Source organism: Helicobacter pylori NCTC 11637 = CCUG 17874 = ATCC 43504 = JCM 12093, assembly GCF_900478295.1.
Lineage (GTDB): Bacteria > Campylobacterota > Campylobacteria > Campylobacterales > Helicobacteraceae > Helicobacter > Helicobacter pylori.
In genome coordinates, this window is record NZ_LS483488.1 from 1,405,261 (window position 1) to 1,417,857 (window position 12,597).

Consider the following 12,597-nt stretch of genomic DNA (forward strand, 5'->3'; position numbering starts at 1 on the left):
CGTTATTTCACCACTCAAAAAGCGTTTTAACTTTCTTTAAATCTTTATACTCCACGCTTTTGATAGCGTGATCCTCTAATTCAAAATCCGCGCTCCAATCGTTAGCGTCTTTAAGGATGGCTTGAAAGCTTTCTTTATTTGTGAGTTTGACTTCCACTTTTTCGCCTAAAGAAAGCTTGAAATGTTTGGGGGTTTTAAGCGTTCTTTCTAACCCCATAGAGCTCACTTCTAAGATATAAGCGTCTTGAATAAAATCGCACACATCTAATAAGGGCGAAATCACCTCGCTCACTTGTTGGCAAATGTCCAAACTAACCGCTCCATTAGGGTTTTTAAGGCTCACCCTTAAAACATGCTGCTCGTTTTCTTTAACCAAACTCACATCATAAAGCAAATAACCCAAACTTTCAATCACGCCCTCTATTTTCTCTTCTATTTTTTTAGTCATTACCTTTCCCTTTAGCGATTTCATTAAATATGGCGTCTAGGCGGAGCTGCTTTTCTAAGCTATTGTCTGAAACAAAACTGAGTTTTGGGCATTTAAACCACCCGCTCGCCTGCAAAACAAACTGCCTGATAAGACCCTCAGCTTTTTTCAATTTAGAAAGGATTTTATGATCTTGTGAAAGCACAAACACAAAAGCGTGGTGCTTCCCTTTAGAGCATTCCACTTTAGTAACGCTTAAAGAATTCAACTCACTGTCGTTCAAACTCGCTAAAGCCTCTTGTAGTAATTCTAAAAGATTGGATTCTAAGCGTTCTTTATGAGCGTTCATTAGAGGGTTCTTTTTTTATGGATTTCTTTATAGGTTTCAAACACATCGCCCACTTTAATTTCGTTATAATTGTCTAGCATGATCCCACACTCATAGCCCTTAGAAACTTCTTTCACATCATTTTTAAAGCGTTTCAAAGAAAGGATTTCACCGGTATGAACCACCACGCCATCTCTAATCAAACGCGCCTTAATGCCACGAGCGATCACCCCATCGCTCACCACACACCCGGCTATCATGCCAACTTTAGGGATATTAAAGGTTTCTCTCACTTCCGCTTGCCCAGTATGCTCTTCTTCAATAATAGGACTCATCAAGCCTAATAACAGCGATCGCATTTCCTCAATCAAGGCATAAATCACCGTGTAAGTTTTAATGCTCACATTGTATTCTTTAGCCTTATTTTTCACATTACCGGTGGGGCGGATATTAAAGCCTAAAATCACGGCATGCTCACTGCTAGAGACTAGGCTTAAATCATTCTCAGTAATGCCCCCCACCCCTGAGTGGATCACTTGAATCGCCACTTCTTCGTTATTAAGCTCCAACAGGCTGTTTTTAATGGCTTCTAAGCTTCCTTGCGTGTCCGCTTTAATGACTACAGGAATGTTTTTCAATTCCTTATTAGCGACCATTTCTGAAAGCTCATCAAAAGACACTTTAGTGCTTTTACTCAACGCTTTTTGGCGCAAATAAGTCGCCCTCTTTTGAGCTTGCAAGCGCGCGATAGAATCGTTTTCTACCCCTATTAAAACAGATCCCGCAGGAGGCACTTCGCTCAAGCCTGTGATGAGAGCCACCATAGAGGGTTTTAAATTTTGAATGCTCTTGCCTTGATCATCAGTCATCGTTCTTACTTTACCAAACGCGGTTTCGACAAAAAAACTATCCCCCACGCTCAAAGTCCCGCTTTGGACAATCACAGTGGCCACTGCCCCACGCCCTTTTTCCACGCTTCCTTCTAAAACAACCGCTCTAGCGCTGCCCTCTTCTATGGCTTTCAATTCCATAATATCCGCTTGGATAAGAATGGTTTCTAATAAATTGTCAATGCCATCGCCCGTTTTAGCCGAAACAGGGATAAACTCATGCTCTCCGCCCCAATCCACAGGGTTATAGCCAAGCTCAGCGCATTCGGCTTTGAGTTTGTCCGGATTCACATTAGGCTTATCCATTTTATTCATCGCAAAAATCACAGGCACATTAGCGGCCTTTGCATGCTCTAACGCTTCAATAGTCTGTTGCTTCACGCCATCATCAGCCGCTATCACAATCACTGCAATATCTGTAACTTGAGCCCCACGATTACGCATCTGGCTAAAGGCTTCATGCCCTGGGGTGTCAATGAAAGACACCCACTTATCATTCTTTTCTACCATGTAAGCGCCAATGTGCTGAGTGATCCCCCCAGCTTCCGTGTGAGCGACTCTTTTATCACGGATTTTATCCAATAGCGAAGTTTTACCATGATCAACATGCCCCATGATAGTAACCACAGGCGGGCGCTCTTTTTTCACCCCCTCTAGCACTTCTTCCACTTCAAATTCTTCTAAAGTGTTTTGAACAGAAATTTCTAAATGGAACTCTTCGGCTAAAATTTCTATACTATCCTTATCCAAAAAGTCGTTTTTAGTTACCATAAGCCCTAAATTAAAGAGGGTTTTAATCACATCAGCCAGATTCAAATTCGCTTTTTGCGCGAATTCATAGACGCGCACTTCTTCAGGGATTGCAATCGCGCTTTGGATCACTTTTTGGCTGTTATCGTTACGGAATGCACGCTTTTTCTTGGATTGTCGTTTGATCCCGCTTTCATTCATCCAAGGGTTTTTTCTTTGGACGCGCACCCTGTCGTTGATATTTTGGCGGATTTCTTTTTCTTCTTCTTCCTTATTGAGATTATCTTGTTCATGCAAATCAAACAATAAGATTTCATCGGTTTCATCATCATAAATATCATTGCCCTTAAAATCCCTCGCATCGCTAAAATCAATTTTATGGGATTTGTTGTTTTTGGCTGTGGGGGTGAGTTTGGGCTTACTGGGTTTTTTGGCTTTTTTAGCTTCTTGCTTGTCTTTTTCTTGCCATTCTTTTTTAATGTCTTCAAAAATAGCCGCTGCGCTTTGAGTGGGTTTTTTGCTTTCTGTTACGCTGTTTTCAGTTTCATTTTCTGTTTCATTGTTGCGTTTAATCACCCTAAAGCCCGTGTATCTTTTGATATTCTCATGGCGTTTGATCTCTTGCTCTTGCTTTTTAACTTCGCTGATTTCTTTTTTAGCGTTGTTAGCGTTACTGGCGTTATTAGTGTTGCTTTGGGTGAGCTTGTTTAGGGCTTCTCGGCTTTTTTGGATTTCTTGGAGCTTTTGCTTGGCTTTTTCTATTTGAGAATGGCTAACCACTTTAGGGGTGTTTTCTGCAGGGGGCGTTTGGTTTTCAAAAGTATTGACAATCTCTATCCCTCCTTTTTTTTTGGCAATGGGCGTGGGAGATTCTTTTTTCTTTTCTTTAGTTTTTTTGGGCTTTGGCTGGCTTTTTGTTTCTTCTTTTTTAGGCGTTTTGGAAACCTTTTTGTCAAGGGGTTTGAGCGTTTGGGCTGTATTCAAATCATCTTTATTGTCTTGTTCAGGATTTTTAGCGGGTTGATTGGCTTGTATTTGTTCTTTAATGCCCTCCACAATATATTTGTATAGCTTGCCTGCTTGCTCTGGGGTCATTTTAGAATTTGTTTTAAGCTCTAAACCAATGTCTTTGGCTTGCTCGATTATATTTTTAAGCTCTTTTTGGGTCTTACCAAGCTCAATTACAAATTTTTTTAAATCAACCATCTCGCTCATGCTATGCTTCTCTCCTTAATCCAAGTAATGATATTTTTAACATCTTTTGGGGCATTCTTCATTTTTGAAACCGCTTTCAACAACTTTTTTTCTCCATTTTTCAAACAATTTTCACACACATAGAAACTACGGCCTTTGCCATCAAACTCCATGATTTGATTGTCAAAGCTTTTCAAACGCAACAAATCCTTTTGGGGTTGGCGCATTCTGCACGCCACACACATGCGGATTTTAATTTCAGTCTTTCTCAATAAGGACTCCATCATTGTCAAAATCTAAAACCGCTACCCTGAATTTAGGGAATTTCTTGCTCAAAACCTGTTTCAATTTAGGGGCGTCTTCTTCATAACACATGTTAAAAAACGACGAACCGCTCCCTGAAAGCGTGCTCATTAGGGCGTTATTTTCTAAAGCGAGCTTTTGGATCGCAAACAACACGGGATAAGTTTGCATGCGCTTATATTGATGCATCCTGTCTTTAGAGCAACAACGCAATAAATCCCACTTCCCCTGCACAATCGCCATCGTCATCAAACTCGCATGCGAAAGGTTAAACACGCTTTCTTGCACGCTGTAACGCTTGGGCAAGAGGTGGCGCGATTGCTTGGTAGAAATGGCCCTATTAGGGATCACCATCACCGCTTTTAAAAAAGAAGGGATTTTGGTTTTTAAACTTATCACTTTCTTTTTTTCCACAAACGCTGCATTATACCCCCCAAACACTGCTGGGGTGATATTATCCGGGTGGTTTTCATAAATTAGAGCGGTATTGACAATATTTTCTCTATCAAAATCAAACCCTAAAAACGCAAACGCTGAAGCGACCGCCCCCACAATCATCGCCGAGCTAGACCCCATGCCCCTTGTAATAGGGACTTTATTATGCAATAAAAATTTAAATGAGCCGTCATTCCCATGCTTTTTTAAAATCTCATAAAAAACCTTAGTGAAAATATTGTTGGTTAAAAACTTAGGGATCCCTTCACCCTCCCCAACCAATTTCACCGCATGGATATTACTAGGCTCAATAAAAAAACGATTGCGTAAATTCAAGCTCAAACCCAAGCAATCAAAACCGGGGCCTAAATTAGCACTTGTTGCAGGAACACTCACTACCAAATTTTAAACCCCTATTGTTGATACCCTTTCATTTTTAAAACTAGCATTATACACTAAATAGGAGGCAAAATGTAAAACGGCGTGTTCAATTGGGTGAATTTGTCTTTCTCTAAAAAAGAGGGCAGCATGAAATCTTTTGGCGCGATTTTCAAATCTTTAAAATCGCTCAAGCTTTCCATTTCTTTTGAAACAAAGTATTTATTGGCATACGCTAAAATGGGCGTGTTGTCGTTAAAATCAAAGCCTGTGGTGGAATAGAGTTCAAAGTCATGGATTAAAGCCAAAGTGTGTAAGAAAACATGCGTGAGTTTTAAGCTAGTGAAACTCCCTGGCCCTTTAGCGTAATAAACTCCCTTAATCGCCGGTAAAGTAGGGTTTTTAAAACCTTCAAATAATTGCGAAAAAACTTCCACCAAAGCTTCGCTTGTTTTTGCTTTAGAAGTGTAAGAAGTGCCTAAAAAATTGTTTTGATACACCCCAAGCAAGACCCCCTCGCCTAAAGAGATAAGTGCTAAATCCAATTCCAAAAATAAACCCTAATTTAGGATTAAGCGAAAGCCTTTTGCAACGCAAATTCTTTAGCTGGATCTGTAGCGATCAAAACTTCGTAATTTTTAGCGTCCGCTAAAATGGCTTTAACCAACATGGAATTGAGCTTATGACTCCCTGAAAAAGAAGTGTATTTGCCCATCACAGGCATGCCTAAAACCATTAGATCCCCCATAGCGTCTAAAATCTTATGGCACACAAACTCCTTTTCGCACCTCAAACCCTCTTTGTTCAAAATGCTGTTTTCATCTAGCACGATGCAATTATTCAAACTCCCCCCTTTAGCCAAACCAATGGATCGCAAGTAATTCACTTCTTGCAAAAATCCAAAGGTGCGAGCTTTAGCGACTTGCTCTTTGTAAGCGGTTTTACTAAAAACGAAATGGTGGGCTTGCTTAGCGATAACCGGATGGTTAAAATCAATCGTGAAATTCAAAGAAAGTTGGCTGTCTGGCTCAATCTTAACAAATTTATCGCCTTCTCTAACCTCAATAGCTTGCTTGATTTCCATCACCTTTTTAGGAGCGTCTAGTTCTTTAATCCCTGCTTCGTCTAAAAGCATGCAATAAGTCAAAGCACTCCCATCCATGATAGGGATTTCTTCGTTATCCACAGAGATCTTAAGATTGTCAATGCCATACGCATGGACAGCTGAAAGCAAATGCTCAATTGTAGAAATCCTAGCGTTATCCTTACCCAACACGGTTGCCATTTTGGTATCCACAATGTTTTCAGGTTTTAAGGGGAGCTTCACGCCCAAATCAGAGCGGTAAAAAACAATGCCTTGATTTTCTTCTAAAGGCTCTAAAACAAGCTTCACAGGAACGCCCTTGTGCAAGCCTATCCCTACTAATTCCACAGAGTGGTTAATGGTTGTTTGCTTCATAATACTTCCTTTATGTCTAGTATATCGTCATTTTTAGTGATTATTTTAATATTTTTATTTACCAAAAGCCGTTCAACCTCTTTTAGAGATAAAATTTTATTTTGAAAAACGATTTGAGCGCTCTTGACTTCTTTCAAAATCAAACACTCTCCAAAGCACACGATCGCCCCTTCGCAAACCCCATAAACCGACACACAGCCTTCTGAAATAATCTTGGCTCCATTGTGGATATTACCCAAAAAAATAAGGTGATTAGCGCTATAAATCTCTTCCCCACTCCTGATATGGCGCTCATAAATCGTTGTTTTAGTTTCTGTTTTAGAATGATTGGGTTTTGGATGATCGGTTTCTTCTTTTAAAGACATGGTTTTGATATGACGCCCGTTTAAAGCGCGATTCGTTTCCAAAAACAAAAGCTGGTGTTTGTGCAAAATGGCTTTGACTTCTGGTTCAATATCATATTTAAATATAATAAGAAAATACTGCAAAAGGGCATGGTTTTTTTCTAAAAATCCTATGACCGCTTTAGGCTCTTGCTTTTCAATTTCAAACGCATGCACATTTTTTTGATTCGTTTTTAACATGACTATCCTTTCATTAAAAGCCGTTTGGCTTGCTCTATGGGGGTGATGATATTGGTTTTTATCCATTGCTCATTAAGCCATTCATTGGGCCGGACAAAAACCCCTTGCAAAAGCATCCCTAAATGCAACCCGCTCCCTAATTTCAAACCACTACTCCCCACGCTTTCATCATCTTTTAAGTGGGCTAAAAAAACGCACAAACCCAGCCCATAGCAATGGATTAAACTATTACCATAAAAATCGAACTCCCCCTTAAAAACCCTCTTCACCGATGGATCAAACGCTAAGGATAAATCCTTGCTAGGTATCAAATCCACCCCTAAATGCAAGAATTGGAACAACACCTGATTGTCCTTTAAGATACGCCGATTTTCTAAAAAATTGCTTGCCATTTTAAAAGGCCCGTTCAAGGGTTTTAGCGCTTGAAAATGAGAAAAATCCTTATAAAAATCCCCTTGCTCTAAAGCGATCTTTTGGATTTTTTCCAAATCTTTTAGGCGTGCGTTGGAAAATCTTTCCAATAAAGTTTGTTCAGTGTCGTTTTGAAATTTTTCTTGCTTTGCAATCTTATCTTTTAAGGCGCTTAAGTCTATATCTTTTTCCCTCAAACGATGGGTTTTTCGCTTGAACAATAAAGGGGCGGTATTGGAGTTATAGGCTTTATCTTTAGCGACAATGAACGCCTTAAAATCCTTATTTTTATAAGGCCAAGGCACTAGAGCGATAAAAACATTACGCTGTTTGAATTCTAAAAGCCTGAAAGCTTCAAAATCCTTTTTTTTGACGCGCACAAACGCTTGAGACAAATTCTTATCCAAAGCTTCAAAAACAACTATCGCGCTCCCTCCATAAGCGATGCTTGGAGAACGAGATAAAATAGTGATTGAGGGTTTTATCGTATCAACACACACTTCTTGTTTGAAAGACGCTTTATTGCCATTGAAAAAATTAGCATAACTCCAATCATTAGCTTTAATTTCATATAAAAGGCACTTGTCTTCTAGCCCCATGATTTCGGGCCTAGTCAAAGGCACTTCTAAAGACTTGGGTTTATCCAATACCAGATTTTCTTTTTCATATAAGATCAAATTATCTTGTGTGGTTACTTTTAATTCATAGCGCTTGATGCCCTTTGGGGCTACTATTTTAATCTTAATGGGTTTTTTTAAATCCCAAAAAAGCGTTCCATCATTGTCATTAAACGCGCCCTCTTTGCTGCTTAAACTAAAACTTAAAGCTCTAGGTTTTGTGATTAAAGCGTTAAAAATCAAATAACCCCCTAAAATTAAAACGACTAACGCTAAAATTTTAAACCTTAACTCCAAGATCAAGCCTTAAAAAATAAACGCATAATTCACTAATAAAAAACTGGATCGCTTGAACTGGTTGTTAGCCGAAATCAACAAACGCTCATCATCTTCTTTATTTTGATAGAGCGCTCCCTCTTCCACTCCCATTCTCAAATAGCTAATCGGCAATTTTGTGCCAATCTCTAAGCGGTGTTTCCTATAAAGCGTTAAACTCACGCCCACATTAAAAGTGTAATCCACTTCAATCAAAGATTTCCATAAAAAATTAGGGCTTGAATAGCCCCCTACCACCAAATTCCTCCCGTTTTGATTAGGCTTGTCTTGATAGAGCATAAGCCCTATCCCAAAACCCGCATAAACGCCTAAAAAATGCTTTTTAGTTTTAAAATCTAAAGGCATATCAAACAATAAATCCGTATTCATAGCCCCTAAAACATAAATAAACGAGCCTACAGGCTGCTTGATTGCATCCTCTTTTAACACCCCACCCCCAAGCAATAAATCCCCATAAAATCGTGTCCCAAAATAAGGCACAAAGTATTTTTGATACCCGAATTTAACGCTAATCATAGAAACAGGAGCGTTAATATTGATATTGTTTTTAAACGCGCTAGGGGCATTCGCGCCATATCTGTCTAACATTTCCCCTTGATAAGACAAGTTAAGTTCCCCATAAGCATACCCACCCCCTAAAAAAACCCCACTCTTATCATCGGCTATGGAAAAAGATTTGAGCAATTTGTTTCTTTTCTTTGAAGAAATCTTTGGGTAAGTTCGCTCTAAATATTCTTCTTCAAACTTATCCTTATCCATCTCTTTGGGCGAAACCCCTTTTTCGGTAAGCTGTTGCTTTAAATGGTTTATTTTTTCGTCTAATTGTTGGTTTTCTTCTTCTAAATTGTCATAATCTGTCGCTTGAAGTCCTATAATGAGCGCGATATAAATCAAACCATATTTAAATTTCAACATTTTAGCCTTTACAATAAATAGTTGTAACTAATATAATAAATATTAGTGCTTTTAAAATAATATAAAAAGGTTTGCGAAGTCTCTTTTAAGGGAGGCATTTTTAAGGCTAATTCAAAGCGGTGTTTGAGGTTAAGCGTCATGCTCACCCCTAAATTTAACACCAGCCCAAAAGCGTTAGGCTGTGAATACCCTTTAACCTCTTTTAAATTTTGATACATCCCATTCCACCCCACTCCAACGCCCCCAAATATCCCTAATGCAAACCTTTTTTCTTTGTCAATAGGCTTATCCATCAACAAATCAATATTCAAGCTTGCGGTTTGATAAGAGGCTAAAGAATCGCTTTTAAACCCTTTCATCGCCCCCCCTAAATATTCCCCATAAAAGCGTAAGGCGCTAATCCCGTTAGCAAAATACTTTTGATACCCGCTCCTTAAGCCATACAACAAAGGAGAAGCTTGAATATTGCTTAAAAGTTCAAACTTCTCATAAGGATGAGCGTTAATCCCTATATCGCCAAGAATTACGCCTATAAAAAAACCGCTCTTATTTTTAGCCATTTGCTGGAATAAGATGGATTCATTTTTTTCATGCAATTCCCCTTTAAGCATGTAAAGCTGGCGTTTTTTCTTATGGATTTCTTCAAGCAGGCTTTTTTCATCAATCTTTTTTGCAGTCCCCTTTTCTTCTTCAAACTCTAGCGTTTGGGTGCGTTTTTCTTCCAAAAGAATGGGAGCGTCTTTAGGGGTATTTTCTTTAATCATGTTTTCTTCAGTCGTATTCTCTTGAGCGGTATTCTCTTCAGCGTGCAAGCTTAAAATAAAACCAAAGCATAAAATGAGATTTCTTATTTTTTTAGAACACATATTGATACCCAATGCTTGCTATAGCTCCCCACCAAGTCTCTTTTGAAGAATTAGATTGCAAAAAAGGGAAATTATTTAAAATTTTAAATTCAAATTCAATGCGGTTTTTTTCCAATACCGTTAGAGCCAAGCCTGCGTTAAAAGACATCCCCCATTCCGCCGTATAATTCACCCCATGCGCCACAACCCCTAAACCTAAACCCATATAACCCCCCATATAAAGGTATTTCCCCACAAAAGGCAAAGGAAAATCCAATAAAAAATCCCCATTCAGCATAACCGATTGAAACCCCACACTCCCAAAGCCCGCTTTTTTAGGAGCCCCTCCATAATATTGGATATAAATGCGCCTGCCAATGATATTTGGCTTGACCAAGCGCGCAAAAAACGACGGCCTGAAAGTTTGATAGCCAAAACGCAAGCCGTAAGCGAACAAATAATTTAAAATATTCCCTGTGATGCTAGAGCTATTGGTTCTAACCATGATTTCATGGTTGTAAAAAAACCCGGTATTGATCCCTAAAATAAGCCCGCTTTTAGCGTTCGCCCTTTTTAAGTCTCTGATCAATTCTTCAACTTCTTTATCTTCATAGGCTTTATAATACTTGATATACTTGTAGTATTTTGGGTCTAGGGTATCATAATCAAGTGCACTCAATCCCGCATAAAACCCCATTAAAGACCATAAAATAGCATGTTTTTTAAGACCCAAAATCGCCAAATCCCTTGAATTGTTTGTTAAAAGTTTCTTTCAATTATACTAAAATAATTAAAATGACCGGTTAAAATGGAGTAAAATTTTTACCCACCCCAATAAAGTCATGCTACAATGCCACTATATTTAACACTTAGGATTTTTAATGAGCATGCAAACCGCCCCAATTAAAAAGATCACTCTCAACCACCTCCAAGCTAAAAAAAATCAAGAAAAAATCATCGCCATTACCGCTTATGACGCGCTGTTCGCTCAAATATTTGATCCGCTAGTGGATGTGATTTTAGTGGGCGATAGCTTGAATATGAGTTTTTTCAATCAAAACGACACTTTAAGCGCGAGTGTGGGAATGATGCTCTATCACACCAAAGCCGTGTGTGCAGGCGCTAAGACTCCTTTTATCATCACAGACATGCCTTTTGGAAGCTATAAAGATGAAAAAACAGCCCTAAAAAACGCCATTAGGGTTTATAAAGAAACCCAAGCGAGTGCGATCAAGCTAGAGGGAGGAAAAGAAAAAGCGAAACTGGTTAAAACGCTCACTGATGAGGGCGTTATCGTGGTAGGACACATCGGCTTAATGCCCCAATTCGTGCGTCTTGATGGGGGTTATAAGATTAAGGGCAAAAATGAAGAACAACAAAAAAAGCTTTTAGAAGACGCTTTGAGTTTAGAAGAAGCTGGGGCGGGTTTGTTGGTTTTAGAGGGTATAACCACCCCTATCGCTCAAAAAATCACGCAAACAATCAAAATCCCCACGATCGGCATAGGGAGCGGTAAAGATTGCGACGGGCAGATTTTAGTGTGGAGCGATATGTTAGGCTTTTTTGATAGCTTTAAGCCTAAATTCGTGCGAGAATACCTTAAAGGGAAAGAATTGGTTCAAAACGCTATCAAGCAATACGCTGATGATGTGAAAAAGGGAAACTTCCCTAACGAGTTAGAAAGTTATCATTAAATGAAAGAACGGATAGTCAATTTAGAAACTTTGGATTTTGAAACTTCTCAAGAAGTGAGTTTGCGCCCTAGTCTTTGGGAAGATTTTATCGGTCAAGAAAAGATTAAAAGCAACTTGCAAATTTCTATTTGCGCGGCTAAAAAACGCCAAGAAAGTTTGGATCACATGCTCTTTTTTGGCCCGCCCGGTTTGGGTAAAACTTCAATCAGCCATATCATCGCTAAAGAAATGGAAACCAATATCAAAATCACCGCCGCTCCCATGATAGAAAAAAGCGGTGATTTGGCCGCCATTTTGACGAATTTGCAAGCTAAAGACATTCTTTTTATTGATGAAATCCACCGGCTCAGCCCAGCGATTGAAGAGGTTTTATACCCGGCTATGGAAGATTTTAGATTGGATATTATCATAGGCTCAGGCCCAGCGGCTCAAACCATTAAAATTGATTTACCCCCTTTCACTCTCATCGGCGCTACCACTAGAGCCGGAATGCTCTCTAACCCCTTAAGAGACAGATTTGGCATGAGTTTTAGAATGCAATTTTATAGCCCTAGCGAACTAGCCCTTATCATTAAAAAAGCCGCCATTAAACTCAACCAAGACATCAAAGAAGAAAGCGCTGATGAAATCGCTAAAAGGAGTAGAGGCACGCCAAGGATCGCTTTAAGGCTTTTAAAAAGGGTGCGCGATTTTGCGCTCGTCAAAAATTCAAGCTTGATGGATTTAAACATCACTTTGCATGCCTTGAATGAATTGGGCGTGAATGAATTGGGCTTTGATGAAGCGGATTTGGCGTATTTATCTTTGTTGGCTAACGCTCAAGGACGACCGGTGGGTTTGAACACGATTGCAGCGTCTATGAGAGAAGATGAAGGCACGATTGAAGATGTGATTGAGCCTTTTTTACTCGCTAATGGTTATTTAGAGCGCACCGCTAAAGGCAGAATCGCCACGCCTAAAACCCATGCGCTTTTAAAAATCCCCACTTTAAAGTCTCAAACTTTATTTTAACCTTGTTTAGAAAGAAAATT

14 protein-coding genes are annotated in these 12,597 nt (G+C 39.2%); 2 read left to right on the top strand and 12 right to left on the bottom strand.

The features are described from left to right. Window positions 1–7: 7 nt before the first annotated feature. Genes DQL14_RS07030 through DQL14_RS07085 form a run of 12 tightly spaced genes read right to left on the bottom strand, consistent with a single transcriptional unit; the run spans window position 8 to window position 10,605 of the window. The gene (locus DQL14_RS07030; RefSeq protein ID WP_108169218.1) at window positions 8–448 is read right to left on the bottom strand and encodes a ribosome maturation factor RimP; all 441 of its coding nucleotides are present in this window, start codon (window positions 446–448) and stop codon (window positions 8–10) included. Then, window positions 441–776, bottom strand: coding sequence for a 30S ribosome-binding factor RbfA (rbfA, locus tag DQL14_RS07035; RefSeq protein WP_040158158.1), 336 nt, complete (start codon window positions 774–776; stop codon window positions 441–443). Before rbfA ends, DQL14_RS07030 begins: the two co-directional genes overlap by 8 nt. Continuing rightward, entirely contained in the window at window positions 776–3,610 is a 2,835-nt protein-coding gene (infB, locus tag DQL14_RS07040) for a translation initiation factor IF-2 (RefSeq protein WP_108169219.1), read from the bottom strand. Before infB ends, rbfA begins: the two co-directional genes overlap by 1 nt. Further along, window positions 3,607–3,861 (bottom strand): DUF448 domain-containing protein, encoded by a 255-nt coding sequence (locus tag DQL14_RS07045; RefSeq protein WP_172953002.1) that lies wholly within the window; start codon window positions 3,859–3,861, stop codon window positions 3,607–3,609. Before DQL14_RS07045 ends, infB begins: the two co-directional genes overlap by 4 nt. Next, window positions 3,848–4,729, bottom strand: a complete 882-nt coding sequence (thrB, locus tag DQL14_RS07050; RefSeq protein ID WP_079369200.1) for a homoserine kinase — start codon at window positions 4,727–4,729, stop codon at window positions 3,848–3,850. The genes DQL14_RS07045 and thrB overlap by 14 nt, the downstream gene beginning before the upstream one ends. A gap of 53 nt (window positions 4,730–4,782) precedes the next feature. Continuing rightward, a complete protein-coding gene (locus tag DQL14_RS07055; RefSeq protein WP_162296886.1) occupies window positions 4,783–5,256 on the bottom strand; it encodes a tRNA threonylcarbamoyladenosine biosynthesis protein TsaB in 474 nt (157 codons plus the stop codon). Window positions 5,257–5,276: 20 nt separating this feature from the next. Next, window positions 5,277–6,164 carry a UDP-3-O-acyl-N-acetylglucosamine deacetylase gene (gene lpxC, locus DQL14_RS07060; RefSeq protein WP_073469709.1) on the bottom strand — a complete coding sequence of 296 codons (888 nt, stop codon included), beginning with the start codon at window positions 6,162–6,164 and terminating at the stop codon, window positions 5,277–5,279. Continuing rightward, entirely contained in the window at window positions 6,161–6,748 is a 588-nt protein-coding gene (minC, locus tag DQL14_RS07065; RefSeq protein WP_162296887.1) for a septum site-determining protein MinC, read from the bottom strand. Before minC ends, lpxC begins: the two co-directional genes overlap by 4 nt. 2 nt (window positions 6,749–6,750) lie before the next feature. Next, window positions 6,751–8,073, bottom strand: a complete 1,323-nt coding sequence (locus DQL14_RS07070; protein WP_162296888.1) for a M23 family metallopeptidase — start codon at window positions 8,071–8,073, stop codon at window positions 6,751–6,753. A gap of 9 nt (window positions 8,074–8,082) precedes the next feature. Further along, a complete protein-coding gene (locus DQL14_RS07075; RefSeq protein ID WP_108169221.1) occupies window positions 8,083–9,027 on the bottom strand; it encodes an outer membrane beta-barrel protein in 945 nt (314 codons plus the stop codon). Window positions 9,028–9,035: 8 nt separating this feature from the next. Continuing rightward, window positions 9,036–9,893, bottom strand: a complete 858-nt coding sequence (locus DQL14_RS07080; protein ID WP_108169222.1) for an outer membrane beta-barrel protein — start codon at window positions 9,891–9,893, stop codon at window positions 9,036–9,038. Further along, window positions 9,883–10,605: a hypothetical protein gene (locus tag DQL14_RS07085; protein WP_000523298.1), complete on the bottom strand. Its 723-nt coding sequence runs from the start codon at window positions 10,603–10,605 to the stop codon at window positions 9,883–9,885. The genes DQL14_RS07080 and DQL14_RS07085 overlap by 11 nt, the downstream gene beginning before the upstream one ends. A 148-nt stretch (window positions 10,606–10,753) precedes the next feature. Here DQL14_RS07085 and panB point away from each other — a divergent pair, with 148 nt between their 5' ends. Together panB and ruvB are read left to right on the top strand one after the other, a co-directional pair. Continuing rightward, window positions 10,754–11,566 (top strand): 3-methyl-2-oxobutanoate hydroxymethyltransferase, encoded by an 813-nt coding sequence (gene panB, locus DQL14_RS07090; protein WP_108169223.1) that lies wholly within the window; start codon window positions 10,754–10,756, stop codon window positions 11,564–11,566. Further along, complete coding sequence (ruvB, locus tag DQL14_RS07095) at window positions 11,567–12,577, top strand: Holliday junction branch migration DNA helicase RuvB (RefSeq protein ID WP_000664529.1); 1,011 nt, start codon at window positions 11,567–11,569, stop codon at window positions 12,575–12,577. Window positions 12,578–12,597 lie beyond the last annotated feature (20 nt).